The 24,109-nt window shown below is 52.5% G+C and carries 20 protein-coding genes and 1 pseudogene; 10 read left to right on the forward strand and 11 right to left on the reverse strand.

Annotated elements, in window-relative coordinates:
• Nucleotides 1-367 precede the first annotated feature (367 nt).
• Complete coding sequence (locus tag BVU17_08005) at nt 368-1,300, forward strand: glycosyl transferase (GenBank protein AUG47464.1); 933 nt, start codon at nt 368-370, stop codon at nt 1,298-1,300.
• Nucleotides 1,301-1,467: 167 nt separating this feature from the next.
• The gene (locus tag BVU17_08010; protein ID AUG47465.1) at nt 1,468-2,772 is read left to right on the forward strand and encodes an acetamidase; all 1,305 of its coding nucleotides are present in this window, start codon (nt 1,468-1,470) and stop codon (nt 2,770-2,772) included.
• Nucleotides 2,773-2,793: 21 nt separating this feature from the next.
• On the opposite strand, the gene BVU17_08015 is transcribed toward BVU17_08010, so the two are convergent.
• Nucleotides 2,794-3,054 (reverse strand): molybdopterin synthase sulfur carrier subunit, encoded by a 261-nt coding sequence (locus tag BVU17_08015; GenBank protein AUG47466.1) that lies wholly within the window; start codon nt 3,052-3,054, stop codon nt 2,794-2,796.
• A 138-nt stretch (nt 3,055-3,192) separates the two neighbouring features.
• Nucleotides 3,193-4,008 (reverse strand): hypothetical protein, encoded by an 816-nt coding sequence (locus BVU17_08020; protein AUG47467.1) that lies wholly within the window; start codon nt 4,006-4,008, stop codon nt 3,193-3,195.
• Nucleotides 4,009-4,125: 117 nt separating this feature from the next.
• Here BVU17_08020 and BVU17_08025 point away from each other — a divergent pair, with 117 nt between their 5' ends.
• Nucleotides 4,126-4,692, forward strand: a complete 567-nt coding sequence (locus BVU17_08025; GenBank protein AUG47468.1) for a hypothetical protein — start codon at nt 4,126-4,128, stop codon at nt 4,690-4,692.
• Nucleotides 4,693-4,836: 144 nt separating this feature from the next.
• Here the strand turns inward: BVU17_08025 and BVU17_08030 are convergent, their stop codons facing one another.
• Together BVU17_08030 and BVU17_08035 are read right to left on the reverse strand one after the other, a co-directional pair.
• A complete protein-coding gene (locus tag BVU17_08030; protein ID AUG47469.1) occupies nt 4,837-5,340 on the reverse strand; it encodes a hypothetical protein in 504 nt (167 codons plus the stop codon).
• On the reverse strand, nt 5,333-5,893 hold the full coding sequence (locus BVU17_08035) for a hypothetical protein (GenBank protein ID AUG48869.1): 561 nt from the start codon (nt 5,891-5,893) through the stop codon (nt 5,333-5,335). Before BVU17_08035 ends, BVU17_08030 begins: the two co-directional genes overlap by 8 nt.
• A 1,233-nt stretch (nt 5,894-7,126) precedes the next feature.
• On the opposite strand from BVU17_08035, the gene BVU17_08040 reads away from it, so the two are divergent.
• Nucleotides 7,127-8,278 (forward strand): signal peptidase I, encoded by a 1,152-nt coding sequence (locus BVU17_08040; GenBank protein AUG47470.1) that lies wholly within the window; start codon nt 7,127-7,129, stop codon nt 8,276-8,278.
• Between the two features lie 114 nt (nt 8,279-8,392).
• Nucleotides 8,393-9,523 carry a hypothetical protein gene (locus tag BVU17_08045; protein ID AUG48870.1) on the forward strand — a complete coding sequence of 377 codons (1,131 nt, stop codon included), beginning with the start codon at nt 8,393-8,395 and terminating at the stop codon, nt 9,521-9,523.
• Nucleotides 9,524-9,620: 97 nt separating this feature from the next.
• Here the strand turns inward: BVU17_08045 and BVU17_08050 are convergent, their stop codons facing one another.
• Entirely contained in the window at nt 9,621-10,328 is a 708-nt protein-coding gene (locus tag BVU17_08050; GenBank protein ID AUG48871.1) for a hypothetical protein, read from the reverse strand.
• A gap of 117 nt (nt 10,329-10,445) precedes the next feature.
• Nucleotides 10,446-10,967, reverse strand: a complete 522-nt coding sequence (locus tag BVU17_08055) for a metal-dependent hydrolase (GenBank protein AUG47471.1) — start codon at nt 10,965-10,967, stop codon at nt 10,446-10,448.
• Nucleotides 10,968-11,510: 543 nt separating this feature from the next.
• On the opposite strand from BVU17_08055, the pseudogene BVU17_08060 reads away from it, so the two are divergent.
• Nucleotides 11,511-12,133, forward strand: a pseudogene (locus BVU17_08060) (orc1/cdc6 family replication initiation protein).
• Between the two features lie 94 nt (nt 12,134-12,227).
• Here the strand turns inward: BVU17_08060 and BVU17_08065 are convergent.
• Nucleotides 12,228-13,367 carry a hexosyltransferase gene (locus BVU17_08065; GenBank protein AUG47472.1) on the reverse strand — a complete coding sequence of 380 codons (1,140 nt, stop codon included), beginning with the start codon at nt 13,365-13,367 and terminating at the stop codon, nt 12,228-12,230.
• A gap of 222 nt (nt 13,368-13,589) precedes the next feature.
• Here BVU17_08065 and BVU17_08070 point away from each other — a divergent pair, with 222 nt between their 5' ends.
• Together BVU17_08070 and BVU17_08075 are read left to right on the forward strand one after the other, a co-directional pair.
• On the forward strand, nt 13,590-14,855 hold the full coding sequence (locus tag BVU17_08070; protein AUG47473.1) for an arylsulfatase: 1,266 nt from the start codon (nt 13,590-13,592) through the stop codon (nt 14,853-14,855).
• Nucleotides 14,856-14,861: 6 nt separating this feature from the next.
• Nucleotides 14,862-16,004, forward strand: coding sequence for a hypothetical protein (locus BVU17_08075; protein AUG47474.1), 1,143 nt, complete (start codon nt 14,862-14,864; stop codon nt 16,002-16,004).
• Nucleotides 16,005-16,031: 27 nt separating this feature from the next.
• Here BVU17_08075 and BVU17_08080 read toward each other — a convergent pair whose 3' ends face one another.
• Both BVU17_08080 and BVU17_08085 read right to left on the reverse strand, forming a co-directional pair.
• Entirely contained in the window at nt 16,032-17,492 is a 1,461-nt protein-coding gene (locus tag BVU17_08080) for a hypothetical protein (protein ID AUG47475.1), read from the reverse strand.
• Between the two features lie 1,739 nt (nt 17,493-19,231).
• A complete protein-coding gene (locus BVU17_08085; GenBank protein ID AUG47476.1) occupies nt 19,232-20,620 on the reverse strand; it encodes a hypothetical protein in 1,389 nt (462 codons plus the stop codon).
• Nucleotides 20,621-20,744: 124 nt separating this feature from the next.
• Here BVU17_08085 and BVU17_08090 point away from each other — a divergent pair, with 124 nt between their 5' ends.
• The gene (locus tag BVU17_08090; protein ID AUG47477.1) at nt 20,745-21,464 is read left to right on the forward strand and encodes a hypothetical protein; all 720 of its coding nucleotides are present in this window, start codon (nt 20,745-20,747) and stop codon (nt 21,462-21,464) included.
• A 151-nt stretch (nt 21,465-21,615) separates the two neighbouring features.
• Complete coding sequence (locus tag BVU17_08095; protein ID AUG47478.1) at nt 21,616-22,770, forward strand: hypothetical protein; 1,155 nt, start codon at nt 21,616-21,618, stop codon at nt 22,768-22,770.
• A gap of 429 nt (nt 22,771-23,199) precedes the next feature.
• Here BVU17_08095 and BVU17_08100 read toward each other — a convergent pair whose 3' ends face one another.
• Both BVU17_08100 and BVU17_08105 read right to left on the reverse strand, forming a co-directional pair.
• Entirely contained in the window at nt 23,200-23,652 is a 453-nt protein-coding gene (locus BVU17_08100) for a hypothetical protein (GenBank protein AUG47479.1), read from the reverse strand.
• Between the two features lie 32 nt (nt 23,653-23,684).
• Nucleotides 23,685-24,062, reverse strand: a complete 378-nt coding sequence (locus BVU17_08105) for a hypothetical protein (protein AUG47480.1) — start codon at nt 24,060-24,062, stop codon at nt 23,685-23,687.
• Between the last annotated feature and the right edge of the window lie 47 nt (nt 24,063-24,109).

The following is a 24,109-nucleotide window of genomic DNA, read 5'->3' on the forward strand; positions in this document are numbered from 1 at the left end:
CTGCTTCCCTTGTTATAAGCTTACTACTGTATTTTCAGCTGTGAGGGAGGACAATTCCACCAGCAGCGGTTCTACGTACGGGTTTGTGTGATTTGACTGACTGTAATGGAGAGTACCCGTTGTTAAGCGGATATTCCGAGAGGGACTCGCAAATGAATTTGCGCGACGTGGTCACGGCGCTTCCTGGGTATCTCTGCGTTTGTACCGAGTGCTCATAGCGGAGAGGTGAGACTCAGCAGCAAAGGGACGACCAGACTTTCAGAATGATCCGATCGGGGATCCAGTATCAAACAGCAGCGCTGTAACGTATCGCCCAACGTCTGTATACACCTCTTAACAAAAAATATTCACTCAGAATACACTTCGCATGGGCAGAAAAATATCGGTGATTATCCCCACTCACTACCGAAATGACCTCCTCCCCACAGCGATCGAAAGCGTGGCCCGACAGGATTACGAACCCGTCGAGCTGATCGTAGTTGATGACTCGGGCGAAGGGTACGCCGAACCGGTGCTTGCAGAGTACGACGAGGTGATAGACAAGCCGATAATAAAAGAGGAGAACGAGGGGTGGCAGGCAGCCTACACGACTGGAATCGAGCAGTCGACCGGCGAGTACATCCAGTTTCTGGACGACGACGACTACCTCTACGAGACGAAACTGAAAAAAACGGCGAACGTTCTCGACCAGAACCCGGAGGTCGGTGTTTCGTACTGCGGCGTAGTCCGTGGTGATGAGGGGGATTTCTACCCAAAACAGGAGGTGTCAGGCCATTTTCTGGAACCAGCGCTCCGGTTCCAGACGTTTCCCATGTGGACAGGCTCGATGTTGATGGAACGAGAAGTACTGTGTGACTGCCTCCCAATGGCTGGGATGGGTGAGGAAGACGACTTGGACATCGAACTGGGCGACACAGACCTCAAAATAGAGCTCGCGAAGCGGACGAAAGCCGACTACGTCGACGAGTGTCTGACGTTCTATCGTCAAGAAGGAAACAAGTTATGGACCGGAAAACGGAGGTTTAAAAAAATACTACAGAACATTCGTCATCAAAAAGACATATACAATCAGTATCCAGAGATACGTCGAGACCTCCTTGCAGAGTGGTACGAGCGTCAGGGACGGAACTGGCTTGACGAACAGATCTGGTCAGCGAAAGCGATACAGTGTTTTATTAAATCTGCCTACTATGAGCGGAAACAAAAGTTTCCGAGGATAATCGAGACGCTGGCCGCGATCCTCGGCCGACCTGGTGTGATGTCAGCGGTGCGCGTGAAGCGAACCTTGCTTGACGGGTAATAAACGGACATCCAACGCCCAGTTGTGACACAGATGGGTTCGTCGGTGGGACTTGGCGGTGGAACTGAGGCACGCATCGTGGCGGACTTCCACTTGTGCAGGGCGACGACTAGAACGGTTCGATCCACGCTATGATTTATTCTCCCGTAGACCGTGCTTGAGAATGTATGTCAGAGCAAATCCAGCAAGAGCTCGATGTCGACCGGTTTACACTGGGGCTCGTTGGGCCGGAGCAAGAATGGGCGGGCACAGTCGCCGATGGCGGGACCGTTCGCACACATACGCCCCCTGCGTGCTGGGGCCCGATGATTACCCCCGAGTTCCGCGGCGGCCACGAGGTAACGCGACCGATCCGAGTCGAGAACGCTGAACCCGGTGACGCGCTCGTCGTCCAGATCAAGGACGTCGAGGTGACGAGTGTCGCGACAAGCACGGGCAGCATGGCCGAACGCGAGGACGCCTTCGGGAGCGACCCGTTCGTCGACCATCGGTGCCCGGAGTGTGGGACCGAGTGGCCCGACAGCGTCGTCGAGGGCACCGGCGAAGACGCGATTCGATGTGCGGACTGTGGGGCCAACGCTTCGTCTTTTGGCTTCGAGTTCGGCTACACCGTTGCCTTCGACGAGGACCGCTCCGTTGGGCTCACCGTCGGCCCCGATGGTGCTGCGGACCTCGCAGAGCGCGCCGACGAGGCGATGGCGCTGCCCGACAACTCCCGGCAACACCCGATTCTGTTGTACAAGCCCGACGAAATCCCGGGAACGCTCGGCCACCTCCGCCCGTTCATCGGGAACATCGGGACGACACCGTCGGTAGAGTTCCCCGATTCACACAATGCCGGTGACTTCGGCCAGTTCCTCATCGGGGCCGACCACGACTGGGGCCTCGCCGACGAAGCAGCGCTGGACGCCCGGACGGACGGTCATCTAGACTCGAACGACGTCCGCCCGGGAGCGACGCTCATCTGCCCCGTCGAGATCGACGGCGCGGGGCTCTACGTCGGTGACTTGCACGCCAACCAGGGCGACGGCGAGCTCTCGCTTCACACAACCGACGTGAGCGGTCGCACCGAGCTCGAAGTGAGCGTTATCAAAGATCTCGATATCGACGGCCCGCTCCTGCTCCCGAACGAGTCGGACCTGCCGGATATCGCCAAGCCGTACACGGACGCCGAGCGGGAGGCGGGTGAGGCCCTCGCCGCCGACCACCACGTCGACGACGTCGTCGATGCAGCGCCGCTCCAGATAATCGGGTCCGGTGCCACGATCAACGACGCCACCGAGAACGCGTTCGCACGGGCTGGGACGCTCTTCGATATGTCAGAGGGAGAGGTCCGAGCGAGATGCACGTTCACTGGCGGTGTCGAGATCGCCCGACTGCCCGGCGTCGTACAGCTCTCGATGCTCGCCCCGATGTCCCTCCTCGAAGAACGGGGACTGGCCGATACCGTCCGCGAACAGTACAACCTCTAGCAGCACAGCGTCCGTCTGTGTTCACCCGCCGCGCATTGCGGGAAAAATCTCGACTGACGCGCCGGGCGGAACTCGGTCCGAGTACTCAGCGTTGTCGCCGTCGACCATCACACGGACGCTTGGTCTGAGTTCGCCGGCGTCGTTGACCAGTTGGGGCTCCGCACGCGGGTACGCGTCAATGAAGGCCGCAATTACAGCCTCCACCGTGTCGCCGTCTACCGGAACTTCGACTGTCTTCGACCCCGTCGCCGCCCGAAGCGGCCCGTACACAGTCACATCCACACTGCTCAGTCACGTCCCAGTCCTCAAAAAGACCGGGCCCCGTCTCGAAATCGCTGCCAGATAAGACCTGATTCACCGGCAAGCGGAGGTCACGGACGTGGGCGGCTCTGTGGAACAGCCAGTGGCGGTGAGGGCGTGTCACATAACAACCGTGGTGTCGGTGAGAAATTCTCGCTTCGCTCGTTTGGCCTCTGGCCCCTCGGACACGAGCCCGGGTTCCGATGCGGTGTCATCAAACCGGTTCGGATCCGGCGAGACGGCCTCGAGAATCTCGGTGAATGTTGCGCCCTGTCTGCCAGTGATATGGACGAACCCGCCACGTCGGCGCTGCTCAAACGGCGTCGTCTCCGGATCCGGGAATGCGTCCCGAATACAGCTGACGTTCTCGCGGAGGTACGCCGAAGCGTCGTACTGGGAATACTGACAGTCGGCATAGAGCTGCTCTTTGTTTCGCTCGTTGAGGTCAGCCTCGACGTGCTTGGATGACTCGTACCGCACCCCCACGGGGGAGATATCGCCAGTGAGGAAACTGAGGTTGACAGTGAAGCAATCCGGGTATCGGAGAATCAGTAGAAAGAATATCTGCTCGTCAACGGTGTAGCGTTCCTGCAAGCGATAATAACACTCCAAGTAATACGCCGCGAGCGCCCCGATCCAGTCGTCACGCTCACCGTTGAGATACGCGGTTGCGACTTCATAATAGTCCTCGCCAGCGACCTGCTGTAGGCGATGCTCGAAGCTCTGTCTCATTTCGTCCAGTTCGTCCTCGTACACTTCCGTCAGGGGCACGTCTGGGTCGTCGAGTAACTCGCTCTTTCGCTCGCCGGCCGCCGCAATTCGCATCATATTCTCGTGTACGGATCGCTCCGCCTCCACATCTGGGAGCGGGACTCGAACAGCCTGTTGGCGAAGGATCTCCGAGCCGGACTCCATACGCTCACGCCAGTCAGTCATAGATGTATGTCTGGTTGCTTCCAAGTATTAATCATTTGTAGATACCCCAGAGTTGTAACCGATGACAAGCACCCAGAAGAAGTTTACAAGCCGAGTAGAAACTAGCGTGACGCTACTATGCCCTCCAAGCAAGCCGTCAGTAGCCTCGGGAGTCTGCTCGCCGTACTCGGACTCTCCAGGGTCGCAACAGCACAATCTACAGCCCCTGGTGGCGTCGGTGATCCGGCCCTCAACGTCGTCATCCGGTTCGGTGTCGGGTTCATCATTCTCGCGGTGTTGGGCGCCGCAGCCGCCGCCATCGGCCCGACGTACACGACGAATGCCGTGCGAGAGATTCAGGACGACCCCGGCGGGGCAATCGGCTGGGGCGTCCTCGTCGGCATTCTGGTCCCTATCGGACTGGTACTGCTCGCACTGACCGTCATCGGCGCGCTGATCTCGATTCCCGGGTTGCTCCTTCTCGGCGTCCTCGGTATCGTCGGCACCGGGATTACCGCCGTCTGGGTCGGCAACTCGGTCATCGGCGACGACGGGACCGTCAGGGCGACGGACGGGGTCGCCGGCGGGTTGTTACTGGCCGTCCCCTTCGCGATTCCAATCGTCGGCGGCCTCCTCCTCAACCTCATCACGCTCGTCGGTCTGGGCGTGGTCGGCCGGGACCTGTACGAGAGTTGGACGGACTGAACGGTTTCTCGGGTTCTACCGCAATGGTCCGCAGGACACGCTCACAAACACATCCTCGATAACGGGTGAGCTGTCAGGTACCAGCGTGTACCGGTCCGATACGGGTCGAACAAACTGAGAACGCTCGCTATTCATCCCAGACGATCAAACCTCAGTGTCGGTTTGTTCCTGGTTATTGGAGCAATTTACAAGATACTCGATGGTGCGAGACGTCGTCGTTTCGGCGGTGACACCTGCGCCGGTAGCAGTGACATCGAACGCGACGGTCGCGCGGTGTTGTCCGGGTGACTGGCAAGCTATTGTCGCCGGCACGTCGAACGCGTCACCAATACCGGCTGAAACACTGGTCGTCTCCATCGCGTCTGCCTTGACGGTCAGCCCATCGCCGGCAGTAACGGTGACTGTGACAGCAAAGTCGACCGGTTGTGTGAAGCGATTACGGACAGTTACGACCGTCACTTCGTGAGCACCACTCCCCTCAAGACGAACGGTATCATCGGAGTAGAGCAGCGACATGTACGCGTCTTTGTCGGCGACGACATTGACCGTCGCATCGCGCTCGACTGACGCCGCACTGTAACTCCCAGTTCCAACAGCGAAGCTTGCAACGACCACCAGCGCACACAGAACCAACACCCGTCTACGCATCATCTACCTCCGGTGGAACGGCGTTCGAACCGATACGCATCTGGCGTGAGAGGACGTAGTGACACGCTGATGAGACGGTAAACACAGCGATCAGGAACACAGTCCACCCAACGAACGGGACAGCCGCGAACGGCTTGATACCCGCGTAGGCTAGCGATGTAAGGACGATTCCGATACTGCTGAGGCCCACGTAATAAAGACTCCAAGGAATATCGTAGCGGTCGACGAGTTCGAGATATATGTCGAGGTCGGCTGCGGACTCGGTGAGTCGCACGTCCCCTTCCCGCTGGTCAAACTCTATAACGCCCATATCAGCCATTTTAGGCAGATGAAACTGCTGGAGTGAGGTGTACACAGTCTTGCGCTCACTCGCCGAGATTTCGGCCACGCTGGTCTCGTTCTCCCAAGCGGCAACTTGCTCGGCGAGATCCGAGAGCGAAGTAGGGTCTGGCGTGCCGCTCAGGAACTGAATAGCATATCGTCGCCGCCGATTACTGAGCATCTCAAATGCGTCGTCTCGCGACAGTTCATCCGGTTCTGTGTCCGACTCGATAGCGGTGTCCGATCCGGTCTCCGTCGAAGCATCTCCAAATACGTTTGTAGACTGGTCACCAGCCGCCCTTGTCGATGTCTTGCTCATATTATCCCCAGCCCCTTGCTTAGATACCGGTCGTTGCCGACGACACGACCATGTCGTCTAAGCATTACTTTTCATGTTATGTTATAATATTATCGACTGTTTACGTATTAGTCGTCGTTTATACTTTGATACGTACAGTGACGAGTGGTAAATTGGCAGGGTTTGTCGTGTGATCTCCCGCAAATGGCAATGTAAAACATCTAAATACCGCTATAACGGTTTGCTCTCTCAAACACAGGGTAGAAGAGACTGTATAACACCAGCCGCTGGGTCGCAAAGACCCATATCTGTGCTTCAAACACTGCAACCCGTCCTGTCAAAGAGCGGAATACAATGCCCTTGTCAGTGGTTGCATCAACTGTCACGTCCGGCCCACGACACGTGGGGGGTGGGCGTGCACGAACAAGGTGCAAAACTGATGCAACGACGCAAATTCCTGATCGGTTTAGGATCGCTCGCGGCTGGTACAGCTGCTGCAACTGGGACTGGTGCGTTCAGCACCGTTCAAGCATCTCGTAACTTTACTGTGGGCACCACAGGTGACGCAAGTGCAGAGTTAGCACTTGAAGGAGCCAACAACGAGTATGTGACCGATGATGGGGTGGATGGTGAACTCGAAATTACTTTCGACAATCTCAACCCGGATGCAGTTACGGGTGTCAACGAACTATTCACAATCAAAAACAACGCCGATCACTCGGTAGAGGTCTGGGGAGATCCGGATGGTCCACATGCAGATAAGGTCGTCTTCGTCCGTAACGGGTACACGAATGATTCACAGGCGACGCTTCGACAATCTGATCCCCCGTCAATTAACGCTGAAATACTTGATGCAGAAGATGAAAACGGCGCTGTTGCATACACCAGCGGGACAGTCGGAAAGAATTCTGGTGGCCGGATAGAATTTGGTCCCGGTAAGCAATGGTCTTTTGCCATGATTGTTGATACGCGAGGTATCGACCCTAACGAGGAAATCCTTGACAGTGTCACTGTGTTCGCAGACAATTTTGACTCCTGAGACCGCTCTCAGATAGCTGATTATTGGACCTCTTCACCTCAGTGACCGAAACTTTCGATGTAGTACTTGCCGATCACTGTCTAGCCACCAATTTATTAATGTTCCTTTAGAGATAAAGCATAGTGTCAATGGATCGGCTAAAAAAGTGGTTGGAGACCGCGCTTGAATCGGGGGTGATTATATTTCTCATCGCGATGGTACTCGGCCAGATACTGGGCCAACCCGTCCTCCTGGGATTTGTCACGACCGGCAGCATGCAACCGACGCTGGAACCGGGCGACGGGTTCGTCGCGATCCCCGCGGACCTCGCTGGCTCCGTTGAAGAAGGGGACGTTGTTACGTTCCGGGCCGAGGAAATCCAAGGGGGTGGACTGACAACTCACCGGGTCGTCGACAATACTGACCGCGGATACATAACACGCGGTGACAACAATCCCTTCACCGATCAAGATAGCGACGAGCCCCCTGTAACCAACGCACAGATTGTCGCTGTCGCCTGGCAACCAGGTGGGGAAGTTGTTGCAGTTCCGGGAGTGGGGACACTCGTCAACGGAGTCCGGAATGGCCTGTCGTGGGTACAGCAACGAGCGGCATCGATATTTGGAGTGCGTTCGCTGCTGGGGACACAAGGGCTGGCATACTTGCTTCTCGGAGTCTCAGTCGGTGCGTACGTGCTCGACTTCGTGTTGAGTGGGAACCGTGATCGTGGCCGACGGGACAGCTCACGGGACACGGGGACGAGCGTCAGGCTACTGATCGGAATCTTCGCAGCGGCGATAGTGTTGTCAGCAACAGCGACGATGGTCGCGCCGGCGGGCCCACAGGAGTTCGGCGTGGTCAGTGCTGAATTCGACTCACCGGGACCGCGCGTCATCGAACAGGGAACGACGGAGTCAACGCAGTATCGGCTCGGTAACGGTGGGTACGTTCCTGTCGTGACATATTTTGACCCTGCAACAGATGGCATCGCTGTCGAACCAAACGAGACGGTGATACCAGCCCGTTCGACAGTCAATGCGACGCTGTCGCTGACAGCACCGCCAGAGAGGGGCTATTACCGAAAGTTCGTTGTTGAGCACCGATACCTCCTGATCCTCCCACAGTCGACGATCCGATCGCTGTATCTCGTCCATCCGTGGCTCCCGATTATTACCATCGACGCGCTTCTCGGAGGCGCGTTTTACGTGCTCGGGACGGTGCTTGTCGACACCGGCCGTGTCAGGTCGCGGTCTCGCGATAGTCCATCCAAAATTCGTCGGCTCCTTACGCGGTTGAGATAGTGTTATAACCCAAATAATTACCAATAAGACTCCATTATATCTTACACAATGGATGGTGGGGGCCGGACAATCAGACAGGACATCGCTGCTAATTACGTGTTAGTGGTTCTCTGCGTGGTACTTATAGGGGCCGTCGGTGGCTATCTCACGTACACAACACACGTCGAACCGGGAACCACGACGGAGATCAAGGAGGTTTCGTCCTGGCAATCGAGCGGGGCGTTCTCCCATCAGGCCACGGTCGTCAACGGAACGACCGCGTTCGACGAGGGGACAGTCCTGCAAAACCGATCCGTGTACTTCCGGGGGGTGAGCCCAAAGCTGAACGGCACGTTCAGGTATGCGTACGAGGCCCAGGAAGGGAACCTTACGACAGAGACGACAGTGTTACTCAAGTATCGCTCTGTTGAACCGGCCGATGACGGCAACGGGACGACGTACTGGGACGTTACCCGCCCAGTCGCGCAGGATCGAACCGAGGCGCTGAGACCAACCGAGCGCGCGACGGTGCCCTTCTCCACGAACGCAAGCGCGGCCATTGAGCGGGCACGGCGTATTGACGCGGAGCATGGCAACACGCCCGGGCAACTCGAAATCGCGTTCATCGCCCGCGTAGACGTGTCGGGGACGCGAAACGGCCAGCGAGTCGACACCACAAACACGTACCGACTCCCCATCATCCCCGGTGACAGCGTCTACCGAGTGGCAGACCCCGGCGTCGATACTGCGTCGGGGTCACAGACTGAACAGGTATCTGTCCTCGTAGAGTACGGGGCCCTTCGCCGTGTGGGCAGTCCGCTGCTACTCTTGCTCGCAGTCGGTTCACTGCTTGGCTTGCTGTATGCCCGCCAAACTGGCCGCCTGTCAGTTTCCGAGGCCGAGCGCCGGTGGGCTGATTATCGAACAGCCAGAGCAGAGTACGATGATTGGATCACGATTGGTCACCTGCCGTCAGATACTGATAAGATGCCGGCGATAACGGTCGATAGTCTTGAGGGACTGGTTGACGTAGCGATCGATACGAACAACCGCGTCATTGAGAATGTATCGTGTAACCAATACGTCGTGTTCGTTGACGACCGTTTGTATCGGTATGAGCCACCGTTAGAACCCACCGCCAAAGGTGATGACGAACGTGCCAGCGACGAACAAGGTAGTTCAACTGACCAAACGAAGGATGGGATGACGGTGCCCTCACAGTTACAGGCAAATACGAACCATTCTGATAACCCGAAAGACCACTGATCCGCCATCAATCAACTGTAGAATTCCTGTCGGCTTTCTGGTTCTAATCTGAGCCAGTGTTACCGAAACGACTTCTCGCCGTTACTGACGGACGGAGTCAGCTGGCCCCGGGACATCCGAGTTCGTACGGATCCTTGTACACGCCCTGCGGAATCGAGACCGAGGTTGGCTCGTCGTAATCAGTGTACTGGACCGTAATCGTCGCGGTTGCGGTCGCTCCCCGCTGTGAGATCTCGATGTCGAGTTCCGACTGGACAGGGCGATTCGTCTCCGGGTCAAGCCACAGTCGCGCCGTCGCGTTCTCAAGCGAACCGCGGTTTAGATCCATGCCACCAGCCTGTCGGCGATCGATAAGTGATTCGATAGTCTCGGCGCTCGGGGAGGCCGTGGCGAGGACAGTCCGGTTGCCGTCACGCGTCTCATTGCCCTGCCAGTAAACATTCGAGCGTTCGAAAAGCAGTAGTTGCCGATGGAGCGGCGTCGCGGTCGCCCACGGTTCGGAGCGAGAGACGTTCTCGACAGCGTAGCCGCCCCAGGGATCCTGACAGCCCTGGTACGCTCTGTAGCCGTCGATGTAGGACTTGACCGTCTGGCCTCGCGTCCGTGTCGTCGCTTGCATTCGTCGTGTGGAGACGTTCACTGCACCCTCTCCGTCGACCCGTACGGTCCGTGACTGCTCGCCATCCGACGCGGTCACGTGCATGTCCATCTCGAACCGGTACGCTTCGACGGCGGCGACAGTGCTGTTCGCCTCCTCGACGGCCGCGACGGCGCGTTCGTCGCTAGGCGGCGGACTATCACCCACGAATGTGCCACATCCAGCGAGGAGGGAAACGAAGCAGACGGCGAGGACCAATCGTCGCATACGATACCGTCGTTCCCCGTCGGTCTAAAACATCATGGATCCGACTGGTGATGTCCCTCACAACAATCTGGAGTCGAGTTGGGTCTGTAAGTCCACCACTAGAATGTACGCCGCCAGTGCGAGAACGAGCACCGAAAACCCGGTCCAGAGGTGGAGATTCACTGCACCCTCTCCGACCCACTGTGGGACTGCCGGGCGCATAACGGGCGGCTGGAGCGGCCAGAGCAAGTCCGACGACACGTACGGATCCGGGGGGAGGATACGTTGGTTGTCGGCTACCAGATGTGAGAGATGGGCGAACGCAAACGCCGCCCCGAGTCTGGTCCGGTTGGTTCGGGCTGCGTACGCGACGACGGCAATCGAGAGCGGAATCGCGAACGGAAGCGAGTGCATAAACACCCGCCCGGAGGGAATCAAATGGAGTTCGTACGCTAATGGTTTGTCGATGAGATCCGGGAACTGGCTGCCGAAAAACGTGACTGCGACTAGCTGGAGCGACGGGAGGTGTCTGTCCCGGAGAAGGGCGTATCCTGCAACGGGGAGAAGGGCGATGATGAAGTGTTCGCTCGGGAGGACCATTCTCTATCCTGGTAGTGTGTCAAGTCGACGTGCGAGCAAATACCTTGTGTGGGATGGGGCTCTGCGTGTCGCATAGTATTCCGGTGAAGAGTCCATCGTGGACTGCATGCCTTCCCGCGCATGACTTCAACTAGCCTAGTGTGGGCAGTAGGCGATTACACTCGGTAGAGGGTGTGTGTGTCTCGTGAGGCTCACTTCGAGGCACAGGCAAACTATATCTCGTTTCAGCAGGCGTACGTTGACTGCTCCGATTATCAGACCGACGCAAAGGCAAGCCGAGAGATGGCACGCAAACTGGTGGCGAGCCTCGACGCGGATATCGACGTCCCGCGTGTCGGAATCGGAGCCGCCGACTACCGTGACATCACTTGGGACCTGCTTGCGGAGTACGATATTAACTCACTGGTCGTCATTCTCGATGAAATCGACAAGTTAGACGACGACGAGCTGTTACGCAGCCTCTCGCAGGCTCGAGAGAGCGGGAAGGCAGAGACACACGTCGGCGCCATCTGCATCAGCAACAGGATCGAATATCGCGAGCAGTTGAGCGAACGCATCGACTCCAGTCTTCAGGAGAACGAACTCGTCTTTGACCCCTACGATGCCGGCCAGTTACGGCGATCCTCGAAAACCGAATGGATGCCTTCGAACCAGACGTGTTGGAGCCCGACGTGATCCCGAAGGTCGCGGCCCTCTCAGCCAAGGAACACGGGGATGCACGGAAAGCGATCGATACGCTATACGAAGCTGGTCGTCTCGCTGAGAAACAGGGGACAGGAACAGTCACAGTCTCACATGTCGATGACGCCGTCCAGCGAGCAGAAGTGAACCGTTTCGAGAAACTCGTTCGTGGGACGACGCCACATATGAAATACATTCTCCGAGCGCAGGCGCTACTTACTGTCGACAACCCAGAACAGGAGGCGTTTCGAACCCATCAGATATACACGCTCTATCTGAAGGTCGCGGAGCAGGCTGGAGCGGATCCGCTCTCCGAGGATCGCGTGTACCGGCTGCTGAAAGAACAGTCGTTTCTCGGGGTGACTGAGTCGAATCACACAGGGGGTGGACAGGGTGAAGGGAGCTACCTGGAACATCGACTGCTTCGGGATCCAGAGGTCGTCATTCAGGCCATTGATAGCTCAACGAAGGGCGGGGACCCATGACGGCACTTCACTCGTTACAGGGTGTGTGGGTCGGCTTCGATATTAAACCGCAGAGGGGAGCCAAAGCGCAGTTCCGTTTCCGATAGAGTTCATGTTACCACGACCCGTCAATAGCTCGCTGATAGACGGTTTCGGCCTGATCTGCAACCGCATCCCAGTCGTATTGCTGCGCACGTTCGACGGGATCCGTCGCTGGGCGGTCACCACCTAAAACATCGTCGAGTGTTTCTGTGAGGGAGTCAACAGTAGGATCAACGAGGAAGCCCGCACCATCGATGACTTCGTCCGCTGCCGAATCCGGGTGGTCAGCAGCAATCACGGTGCAGTCGGCGGCCATCGCCTCGACGAAGGTAATTCCGAATCCCTCTCTCGTTGAGGGAGACGCGAATATGTCTGCAGCCCGCATATGGCCGAGAACATCCTCGTACTCTTCAAGAAAGCCTAACATCGAAACGCGGTCGGCGTGTTCCAGTGATTCGCGTTTGGTATCCAGCCGGTCACGCTCCGGGCCGTCACCGATGATCCCCAGCGTGACGTCATGCCTGTCGGCGACTGCATCGAAAGCCTCTAGCAGAATGTCAACGTTCTTGTGCTCGATCAGTCGACCTGCGAAGACGATGTCGTAGCCGGTGTCGGGGCGGGGGGCCGTCTGGACCTGCTCGGTATCGAGCCCGTTGGGCACGACCTCGATATGCTCGCGATTCGGGCCGATGTCAGCGAGGTTGTCCGCAGTGATGCCTGAAACAGCGATCGGATGCTGGGGCGTCTTGGCAGTGAGTTGTTCGACGAGTTTGCCACCCGGAGCGAGCAGGCCAAGGTACTCCTCCCAGTAGTCGCCCCAGACCTCGTGCCAGGTCGTGACCACTGGTGTGCTAGTCCCGAGGCTAGCAAGCTTCGTCGAGAGAACTGGAAAATACGGGAAGACGCTAGCGATCGCAAGGTCGTGTTCATCGTCGCTGAGACGTCGGCGGAGCGGTGGAAGTGCTCGGGCGGCAAAATCGATGGCCTCGGTGATGGACCGGCGGTCGTCTTCGTAGAGCTCTGCTTCGGGGGCGACCGCACGGAGGGTCATTCCCTCGTGTGTGGTCTCTGCCGGTCCGTCCCAGAAATGTCGGCCGTAGATCGTGATATCGTGGCCTTCGTCGGCGAGGCGGGTGCCGATTTCGTGGATTCGCTTTTCTGCACCGCCGGTTATGAAGGGATAGATGACATTGCTCACGAAGCAGATATCCATCACTACGTGAATGCCACTTCCCATAGAACCATCTTTAATACTCTGTTTCAGTCAAAGGCGTGGGCTGACGTAAGAGAGACACCTAAACGCCATAGCCATACGAATTCGGTGATGACCCAGAGAGCCGATTGGTTGTTTTCGTGTTCAATCGTTTGGTACCCGGGATGCAGAAATCACTAGCTTCGGAAGAATAAAATCATATCCAGAAAAATAGTCGGATACATGACTGCTTCCCCGCGGAACATAATCTTGCTTTCTGCGGACGCACTCCGAGCGGACCACCTCTCGTGTTATGGCTACCATCGAGAGACCTCACCTGTCCTCGATGAGCTGGCCGAGGAAAGTATTCGGTTCACGAATGCCTACAGCGCGAGCTCACACACACGCGAAGCGGTTCCTGCGCTGCTGACCGGGGAGTACCCCGATGTGGCGATCAACGATAGCTACCGGCTTGCTACGGAAACGATTGCCTCTCGTCTTTCGGAGGCAGGGTTCGCGACTGGCGGATTCCATTCCAATCCGTTCGTTTCGAGAGCATATGGATTCGATCAGGGCTTCGATACGTTTGACGACGATCTTCATTTCGGCCAGCACAAACTCGTCGCCCTAGCCCAGCGCGCACTTGACAAACTACGAAATCGCCATTATGCTCGGGCCGAAGAGATCAACGAGCGGTCGCTGTCGTGGATTGATTCGCTGGATTCTGACGATCCGTTCTTCCTCTGGAGCCATTACATGGACACCCATGGACCGTACGAGCCACCAGGTGAGTACGCGACGCTGTATGCAGACAAGAAATTGTCTGGCCGCGACGCCCAGTCGCTGTACCAGCGTGCTATTGATAAGCCGGAATCGATTACCGAGGAAGAACGTCAGCTGTTGATTGATCTGTATGACGCTGAAATCCGTTACAACGACGAGCATATCGGTGAGTTCCTGAACGAACTCCGAAGCCGGGATTTGCTGGAGGATTCGCTACTGGTGGTCACCGCTGACCATGGGGATGCGTTCGGTGAACACGGCTACTACGAGCACCCGCGATATCTCCACGATGAGATAACGCATATCCCGCTGTTCGTTCGGGAACCCGACGGGGCTGATAGAACAGTAGAGACGCCGGTAAGCACGTTAGATATCGTGAGTACATTCAAACGGATTGCAGGGCTGGATATTGATTCTGAACGTGTATCGTTGCTAGACCAATTGGATGCTGACCGAACGGTGTTTCTCCAAGCCCGCGGTGAGGACGAACACAGCCACATTCGCCGATACGCGCTTCGGACGCAGGAAGGTTCCTGCTTCTGTGAACGTGATCGAGAGAGTGGTTCGATTGAGTTCGAGGAGTGTTCAAGCCGCTCACTCCGTGAAGATCTTGAGACACACGTTAACGAGCGTGTTCGAATGGAAGGTGGCGAAGATGGAGACGACGAGGGCGAGGTAGATGAAGAAATCGAGCGTCGGTTGAATGCACTGGGATATAAGAGCTGATCGAGCGTGAAGATATCAGTACATACGTCCCATTTTCCGTACGGTTCCAACAGAGAGGGGTATGTAAGTGGTGGCGGAGAACAAGTCGCACACCGTGTCTCAAAGGGGCTGGCAGGTCGTGGTCATGAAGTAACGGTCTTCACTGCGTCGGATGATGAACGCTCGGTCTCGACTGAAGATGGGATGAAGATCGTCCGGTACAGGTCATTCGGATCTATCGGAAATACATCTGTAGCCCCAGAACAATTTGTTCCCAATTCCACTGAGACAGATCTAATTCACATTCATAATACTACTCCCCCGGGTGTTATCTCCGGCCTGCTCCATTCGATGGGGTCTGAGGCCCCCGTAGTACTCACACATCATGGGAACGATCGGTTTGTCGCAGACGGAACAGTAATTAAAATGGCCATTGACTACGCGTACGCAGAGGTCATCTTAGATCATATATTAGACTGGGTTGATCAAATTACAATCCCCTCAAAGTCATATGTGCAGGGGTCAGACAGACTCTCTCGTTACAAGTCGAAGATGATAGAGATACCCAATGGGATTGATATGGATGATATACATTCACCTGAGTCAGCTACCTATGCGGAGGAGACATTCGACATAGCCTCTGACCGGCCGATGGTGTTTTTTATAGGCGATATGATAGAGAAAAAAGGCCCAGATATTCTCGTGGAAGCGGCTAACCGTTTGGATAATAGCATACAGTTTGTTATCGCAGGGGATGGCCCCTTGCTCAGTGATTTGAGGGAGAGCGGCAATCCGCAGATCAAGTTTACCGGGTATATTTCCGAAAAACAAAAAGTTGCCCTATTTAATAGGGCCGATATTTTTTGTCTCCCCTCTCGAACACATACAGAAGTCTTCCCTCTGGTAGTGCTAGAGGCTTATGCATCAGGGACTCCGGTAATTGCCAGTGATTTATCCACTTTTGATAGGTTTGTCACTGATCAAGTCACTGGACTTCGTTTTAAGACTGATGACGCTCAAGATTTGTCTGAAAATATAGAAAAGATTGTGAGTGACTGTTCAAAGTTGAGTGCCTTATCTGACAACGCGTATCAGGCAGCAAAGGAGTATCAATGGAACTCAATTATTGACCAGTACGAAGAGGCATTCAGAGAGGTTAATCGCATTTAATTGGCTAGTTGCCATTGTCTATCACATTCATATTATTTCTGAAAAAACCTCTTGAACCTCGGATCGACTAACTGAACCAAAAAGTAGTACAAGAGTAGCATAGATTACACCACCAACCACGGCCACAATCATTATAGACAGAATATTATTGCTTATGAGATTATTCAAATTATCTAATACAAAATACGTTATTGCTCCAGCACCAATCGTTCTTAATGCCCTAATATCGGAAAGAGGATTGTATCCCATTTTCAGCGCAGCCAGAGTGTGGAACAATATCATTGAGCCGTAACTAATAGAGGTGGCAACACCTGCGCCAACAATACCCAACCGCGGAATTAGCAAAAGATTAAGTACAAGATTTAGGACTGCCGCCGAAAGTGTAGCTAATACTAATATTTTCATATCACCTTTTCCTTGCCCGACTGCAAAGATAGGTCGTGAGAGTGAAAAGAACAATACTCCAGGAAGCAATATCTTTAGCGGCACTACTGTAGGAGTGAAATCCACCCCAAAGTATACTGTTACAAACTCTTCAGATAATATAAATAACCCAATGCTACATAGCAGTGTTATGATTAGCGTAAAGCGAGTTGCTTTTGAGGTTAAATTCGTAATCCTATCAAAATCTCCCTCCTTCCAGATAGCAGACGTAGAATGGACTAGAACAGTTTGAACGGAGTGTGGAATGAACCACAGTAGTTCGGCAACCGTTAGCGCTGCCTTATAATACCCCAGTTCGTCACTCGGTCCATAATTCCCCAAGATAAGAACGTCTACATGGTATAGCGAGGTAGTCAATAATCCCAGTGCGAAACTCCAAATCCCATATGTGAGCAGTTTTTGCCTTTTAATGTGTAGATTGGGCTTATCCTGCAGAGTTGAGTTTCTAATAACATATAGCGAAACAAACCCAAGTGGCAATACAGACAGTAAGTGGCCAGCTAAGACGCCAGAAACTCCAAAGCCGTACGCAGCTAATCCAATCCCGATTCCTGCGGATCCCAGCTTAAATAAGACATTCAGTGATTCTGAATATCCTTCTTTACCCAATCCCATTAAGCCGTATCTTGAAATCTGGAATAGTTGGTTAGATACTATTATAAGACATAGTATCGGGACATATTTTGTATATTTTTCAGATATGAGTAGTTCGGCATTTAATTCAGTCAACAAAAATAAGCAACTAGCAAGGATAGTTGAAGTAATTAGGCCAGATTTTAAATAATATTTATGTATCTGAAATGCCCGTCCCCTTTTCTCTGGTATTTCAGCAATGAATTTTCTAACCCCGTCATTAAATCCAAAGTTTGCAACCAGAGTTAACACAGACACAAGCGAGATCGCGTACGCATAGTTTCCATATAATTTAGCGCCTAATATTCTCACGATAATAGGGGTGAAGAAAACACTAATAGCAATTATTCCAAGCTTCCCAAATAAGATTGATACGAACCCCTTTATGATACCTGAATCATCTCTACTCATTGAGATACCACTTGTAAGATTTTACGCTCGTAATTGACCACAGGTACCAAAGTACGACTTCCATTATGATAGCTTTTAGGTTAATTATTTTCCTCTAATCAATAGAAGTCACTTTGTGAACGCCGCAATTGTGTCAATCTTCATGGACATACAGCACCCTACCGTTTGAATATACTAAGTCGGATCGGTTCGTGACATTTCTGAATGCCCCGTTTGGCATTGGGCCATTTGCTCCTGCTGCTCTGACACCATACTCTTTCATACCTTCTGAGACTAGGACTGGGCCGGTAGCATGCCTGCTAAATTCGGTATAGTTATGAGGATAAAACAGACCTTGAGTCACTTCAGCTTCGTCTTTAGGATACATGACATCAAAGTTGCCCTCAGCAGCGAAGGGTGCACCGAGTTTGTGATCTGTAATTACAGTTTCGTCTGAATACTCACTAGCCCATTTTGATCCATCCTCTATTCCTGGCTCATAAGTATGTAAGTGGATTAGAGGTACAGTCAGTTGGAGTAAGACAGAAAGAAGCACCAACGACAACAGCAGCCCAGACATCAAGTATTGTAGGGGTTCCTGAATCGTTTTTATATACCTTGCGTATCCAATCATCATAACAGGCACGGCAAATGTGTAACTACGACCCGCAAGCCAACCTGCAGATGCAATCATAAACACAATAGAAAGTAGCGCCGCGATAATACCCCATGACACAGCAATTAAAGAAATATGTCTCTCTTTTGAAAGAGTGTCTGTCAGCGCATAGAACCCACCGATAGCTGATAGAGGGAGCAATACTGGCAAAGAAATGAGCGAATAGAATGCACGGCCTTGTCCACCACCTCCGCCACCACCACCCCCTCCAGCGTATGCATTCAACGGATTTGAGAAGTCAAGAGTAAAAAATGCCAAGATCGAAGACTGCAGTTGGGCTATGTACGGTATGAGTGGTAGTTCAAATATTTGAATAAATAAGAGAGCAGAAATTGATAATAATATCAAACCAGATATTGCCTTTTTTCGATGTTGGGTGTACAAGAGTGCGAATAGAAACCCAAGGATACCAGAAAGTATAAAGAATTTCTCTGGATCCCAATAAAATAGAAACGCGAGGAATGTGGACAAAATAACCAAATTTCTTATTTTATTGATGTGTCCGGCTGAGTTACTTCTAATTTCTATCTGAAGTACAACAATGCCGAGGCACATAACTCCAGTAACAGTTGCATACAGCTCTATTGGATAGCGGGGGGTAGCCGGAACTGCAAATCCTGCCGTAACGGCTAAAATGATAGCTGTAAGACCGGAAACACCCATCTTATCGAATAATATATAGAAGGAAGCCATTATTATCAAAATGGATGGGAAAGTGGTGTATGAAGCACTAAAAGGTACGTTTGCGGTAATTTTCAGGATTGAAAGCATCAACGGCAAAAGCGGGAGTTTAATTTTCGAGTTGATTTTCCCCCAGTACTTTGTTACATCAAACGAGTTGTCAGTAGGAACATTCCCAGTGGCAACTATCTGATCACCGACAAAGTAGTCCGCATAAAAAAAGGTATTTCTTGCATAGTCTGTCGGTATCTGTTCACCAACCCAGTATAGATATATCGAAATAGATATTAATGCTACTACTAGCCCTGTTTTAATTTTGATTTTTCTTGATATCTGGATAGAATTGTCATATGATAGTGCTTGCCTGAGCAATCGTTGAGTAGCAGAGTTTGAACTCATATACTTAGAGATACCCAAGGTCAGACAGTCGGTCTTTCATATCGTCGTCCAACTCAGCATCACTATTCACATTTTGATCTCTAGAGAACTCTCTGAGTCTGGAGTCCAATTCGTTACTGAGTCGTGCTTTTACATCGGGTTTGTGTTCACTGATGTCTTTAGCTTCGTCAGGAAGCTCATACAGTTCTGTGCGGTCATTGGAAGATATCAGTTTATGTGTTTTAGTTCGAATTCCGTGCGTGTCTGAGGGATGAAACTGGTCAGTCTCAAGAGCTGAACCATACTTACTAAGAATGTGTTTTGTTTTTTCGAAATAATCACTACTGCGGTGAATGATAGCTTTCTCTCTGTTTCCAGGAGTGGTTCCTTGGAACTGCTCATCGTCACAGCCTGCACGGCGGGCCAACTCCTTTGTAATATCAATGTGCTGAACTAAGCTATCAGTCTTTTCACAATCTAGACCGTGAGTAACGAGGGGGACACGTACTAAACCGTCATGAGTGGATAGTTTGTGTGATAGAACGCCCATCTCTCCTAATAGGTCTCCGTGGTCTGACGTGATGATTAAAATTGTGTCACCAACGTCAGAGTTCGTCAGAAGATCAAATATTTCACCGATCTGAGAGTCAAGGTAGTGAATCAATCCATCATACGCAGCAATGAGCGCTTGAGATTCATCATCAGAGAAATCAAGTCCGGTTGCCATATGCTCATGAAGATTAGCTCCAACATCCTTAGCGAACGTTCGCGCTTTTTTTGCAGACATGTCTAACTCATCTGTGAACCGATTGTGGTGGCCGGTAGGGGGATAGTATGGTGTGTGCGCTCCCTCGGTGTGTGCGTAAATGAAAAATGGTTCATCCCCGTCTTGCTCACGTATCCATTGTTTGACCATGGCATTTGCCAAGAAATCAGTACAGTGAGCACCGGTGTCAAGTGTGTATCCTGCCGAGTGCCTTCGAAGATTTAATACAAACTTCAGAAACGGTCCTACACCGGCAGAGAGAAGATTGTCCTTAGATATATACTCAAATGTCCCAAAACCGCGGTTCATATCAGTTGCATCTGAAAACCATGGATTCCCTGAAACACCATATGTTTGATAGCCTGCTTCGGACAAGAGCTCAGGCAATGTTGTAATATCTTCAGGGATCATATCTCCTTCAGCCACAGTGTTGTGATACACCGGGTACGTACCCGTCAATATTGAGGTTCCCACTGGGAGAGACCAAATGCCTTCAGAGATGCAATTATCAAATGCAGAACCATCATCACTGTTTGCGATGCGGGAAAGATTTTGAGTTGTCGCCCGGGAGTAACCGTGAACGGATGTATGATCTGCCCGAATGCTATCTATAGTAAGCCAGACAATGTTCGGTCGATTTGGTTTCACCACTGCCGGATATCGAACCCGCAAATAAAAGTCTTACTGGGATGCTGGACAGTCTAGCAAATTGTGCATACTTCAAGATATCATAAACATATATCATCCGTGCTCTGAAAATAGGTGTACCTGAATGTCTGATCCAACACTGTCCATTGTTACGATAGCAAGAGACAAAAAAGAGTTTGAGGCATGGCGTCAAAGACTTTCTGAACAAACGTTTGACGATTATGAGATTTGCTACTCAACCACAGATGGAATTCCACAGGCTTGGAACGAGGCAATATCTAAGGCAAACGGCCAAATAATACTGTTCACCGAGACAGATACGTACCCTCTACATGACGATTGGCTGGAGACGGTAGTGGACCAGTACTCGGATAACGCCGATAATGTGGTTCATTTTGGAGAGTTCAGAGGCTATAACCCGTTCAATTTCTCAAATACTGCTGTATCTGCAGATCTGATGAAACAGTATAGTCTAAATGAAAGCTACGCGGTAGGAGAGGATAGTGAATTGTTCGCACGGATGGACAAGGAGGGTGTAGAATTTGAACACGATCTCAATGTTCCTGTTTTTCATGAATCTAAATCAACCGACAAAGTGTTATCTCGGAGTTTCGACTACGGTCGAGTGAAAGCGAGGTGTGCTATAAATCACGGCCGACTTGGGCCAAGTAAAAATACTGACAATACGACGTATAACAGCAGCAATAGAGACAGGGTCTTGTTCTTTGTCGAGCGAATCAAGCAAGTCATTATGAGCCAACTTGCCAGCGTTTTGTTTTTTATTGGGTTCGGTATCGAATACATTTCTCACTTGATTAGCGGAACAAATAGGGAGACAGAGTGATGGATCTCTCGGTGAGTGATAAAATCAAGCGTTTATTGTTGGTATACCATTACAAGAAACTTAAAAAAATAACAGGTCGGAGTATGAGAAACCCGTATAAGCCTTCCAACCAATTCCTGTGTCCAGACCATTCTGGACCAAACCGATAGTAATGAAGATACTGCACATACAGCATCCCTTTGTCCCAAACCAAGGCTATCAAGAGAATTATCTTCCGAGGAAGCAAGCCGAACTTGGGCATGAGGTTACGATGGCAACATCTGACGTTCTTCCCGAAAAATTCACAGAACAGGCGAATGAATCTGAGTTTAGCTGTGGCGACTACGAATATCATGATGTGGAAGTAAGAAGGTTGCCGTCGCTTTCCGTTCACGACGCTGCCACCTTTACCCGAGGGATTAAAAAGTTGGTTCGTAAAGAGGATCCAGATGTCATACATTCTCATCGCTTAATCAGTTTGCATACCGTACAATCATTGCTTGGGAGCAGAGGAGTTGACTCGAAACTATTCTTCGACGCACACGTCGACAACGATAATTTTCATCTTGATACAGTGGGAAAATCTATAGCATTTAATCTCTCGAAGAGAACAGTTATTCCAGCGGTTCAGCGGAGCGCAGACGGCATAATAGCTGTAAATCCTTATTGTGAGATCTTCTTGAGAGATAGATGTGGTATTCCCGCGGATGACATAGACTTTCTTCCATTAGGTGCAGATACTAACAAATTCTTCAGTTCGGAAGATGCTCGCCAGTCAACTCGAAACGAACTAGGCTACGACGATGAGATCGTGTACATATTTGCTGGCAACGTACTACCGACTAAAGACTTGGAAAACCTGATTGAGGCATTTGCGACTGTAGACACCCCGCAAAAGCAACTACTGATTTTAGGGGAAGGGAACACAAAGTATGTAGAACGATTGCGGAGACTGGCCAATAATTTAAACGTATTTGACAAGATTACGTTCCATGATTTTGTTCCACACTCTGAGCTGTATCGATATTATAATGCTGCTGATATCGGGGTTTGGCCCGGAAAGCTTGGTATAACAATAATTGAAGGGATCGCTTGTGGGCTGCCTGTAATTCTCCCGAAATCGCCGGCAACAGAATTCCTAATAGAGGGGAATGGGTCATCATACCACAGGGGTGACGTAAGTGAATTAGCCAATCAGATGGAAACATATGGATATAATGAACATATGCGTATTAAAGCTGCTAATGCCGCAGAAAGAATTGTAGATGAAAAACTGTCTTGGGATAGAATCGCTAGCAGAAGTATTGAAATATATACAAGTTTCTAAACCAATAACTAAGCAATCACGCCATTGAGTGCAGTGGCAGGGTCGCCGCGATCAGGTGACCATCGAATCTCATCGTATGGATTCAAGCGATGCAGCCAAATTATGAACTAAGGGAGGAGATGTGAACTTACATCTACCTGTGACCATCGTCGCTTCAGTATAAACTCCAACCACATCTACCTTGGACTCATTGTACCATTAGCGGCCGATATCAGTAAACAGAGGCTAAGACGGGATAAAGCTCTTGAATAAGCTAATCGAAAACATCCTAATCGAGTTTTGAACCCCGTTTGCGTAACCTGCTTGACCCGCACAGTGTTGTGCTCTCGATCTCCTTGTCACGGAAATCAAAAATATCTGGACAGTCACAATGCATTCGTCTCGTTGACAAGTATATGAAAACAATACACACCGTAACAACGAGTGGCTTCAACTCTCCTCAGCCGCTTCCAGCTCCACTAGCGTCAAATCACGATCTAGCATACAGTAGTCATGCGGCGGGTCACCAACAATCTCGGATATCCGATATTCCTCATCAAACTCAGCCCCAGCAGGCTCACAGTAGGGGTGGCTGGGACATTCGGTGTGTGGACAGGGGCCCGGCAGCGACGCCTTACTCCCAGCGTACGCACCCTTCGAGGGGACGTTGGCCTGAATCGGTGCGGGCTCAACCTCGACGGCCCGAACGCCGTTTTCATGCACGGCACAGTCTAGCGTTTGCCCGCTCTGGCGGACGTTGGTGATCCGGTAGCGGTTTCCGGTCGTCAGATTGAGACATTGGTCGCGGTAGGGACAGCCCTCACAGCCGCTGGCTTCGCCGCGGTAGACGAACTCCGCGCCGACCTCGGCGAGGCGCGTCCCGACGAGCGTGACAGTGGTCATACCGGGCTATAGAACGCCGCCACGGTAAAGTATCATGACCGCCCGGTCAGTTCGTCCAGTTTGTCCAGATATGCCTCGCGGGGCACCTGATACAGCGAGCGGTGGTCTAGGTCGCCGTCGGCGAACTGGGTCGCCAGCTCCACCGCTCCCTCGACGGCAGCGTCGCGGCGTTCGTAGGAGTCGGCGTCGCGCTCAACGTCGGGTTCCAGATAGAAGGTGACGTACCAGCGCTCCCCGGTCCGGTCAGCGCCGGGGCGGCGGGTCCGCTTCCCGCGCGTGAGATAGATGGTCGGGAGACACGGGGCCGGGAACTGCTCGGAGTCGAAGACGTCCGGACGATATGCGAGGATGAGTTTGTCGTCGGTCTCGTTCCACACCGTCCAGTCGTCAGGAAGGCCCGACAGGTCCATATCGTCGAATTAGCGCGGACCGCCAAGAATCCGCTGGTCCGTCCCAG

Origin of the sequence: Haloarcula taiwanensis, assembly GCA_002844335.1 — an archaeon.
Taxonomy (GTDB): Archaea; Halobacteriota; Halobacteria; order Halobacteriales; family Haloarculaceae; genus Haloarcula; species Haloarcula taiwanensis.

What these genes read in the sequence shown, in the direction of transcription:
- BVU17_08040 (AUG47470.1), top strand. Translation starts at nt 7,127, where the DNA reads ATGGATCGGCTAAAAAAGTGGTTGGAGACCGCGCTTGAATCGGGGGTG.
- BVU17_08020 (AUG47467.1), bottom strand. Translation starts at nt 4,008, where the DNA reads ATGACTGACTGGCGTGAGCGTATGGAGTCCGGCTCGGAGATCCTTCGC.
- BVU17_08095 (AUG47478.1), top strand. Translation starts at nt 21,616, where the DNA reads ATGAAGATACTGCACATACAGCATCCCTTTGTCCCAAACCAAGGCTAT.
- BVU17_08010 (AUG47465.1), top strand. Translation starts at nt 1,468, where the DNA reads ATGTCAGAGCAAATCCAGCAAGAGCTCGATGTCGACCGGTTTACACTG.
- BVU17_08100 (AUG47479.1), bottom strand. Translation starts at nt 23,652, where the DNA reads ATGACCACTGTCACGCTCGTCGGGACGCGCCTCGCCGAGGTCGGCGCG.
- BVU17_08005 (AUG47464.1), top strand. Translation starts at nt 368, where the DNA reads ATGGGCAGAAAAATATCGGTGATTATCCCCACTCACTACCGAAATGAC.
- BVU17_08090 (AUG47477.1), top strand. Translation starts at nt 20,745, where the DNA reads ATGTCTGATCCAACACTGTCCATTGTTACGATAGCAAGAGACAAAAAA.
- BVU17_08065 (AUG47472.1), bottom strand. Translation starts at nt 13,367, where the DNA reads ATGGATATCTGCTTCGTGAGCAATGTCATCTATCCCTTCATAACCGGC.
- BVU17_08055 (AUG47471.1), bottom strand. Translation starts at nt 10,967, where the DNA reads ATGGTCCTCCCGAGCGAACACTTCATCATCGCCCTTCTCCCCGTTGCA.
- BVU17_08025 (AUG47468.1), top strand. Translation starts at nt 4,126, where the DNA reads ATGCCCTCCAAGCAAGCCGTCAGTAGCCTCGGGAGTCTGCTCGCCGTA.
- BVU17_08030 (AUG47469.1), bottom strand. Translation starts at nt 5,340, where the DNA reads ATGCGTAGACGGGTGTTGGTTCTGTGTGCGCTGGTGGTCGTTGCAAGC.
- BVU17_08070 (AUG47473.1), top strand. Translation starts at nt 13,590, where the DNA reads ATGACTGCTTCCCCGCGGAACATAATCTTGCTTTCTGCGGACGCACTC.
- BVU17_08105 (AUG47480.1), bottom strand. Translation starts at nt 24,062, where the DNA reads ATGGACCTGTCGGGCCTTCCTGACGACTGGACGGTGTGGAACGAGACC.
- BVU17_08080 (AUG47475.1), bottom strand. Translation starts at nt 17,492, where the DNA reads ATGAGTAGAGATGATTCAGGTATCATAAAGGGGTTCGTATCAATCTTA.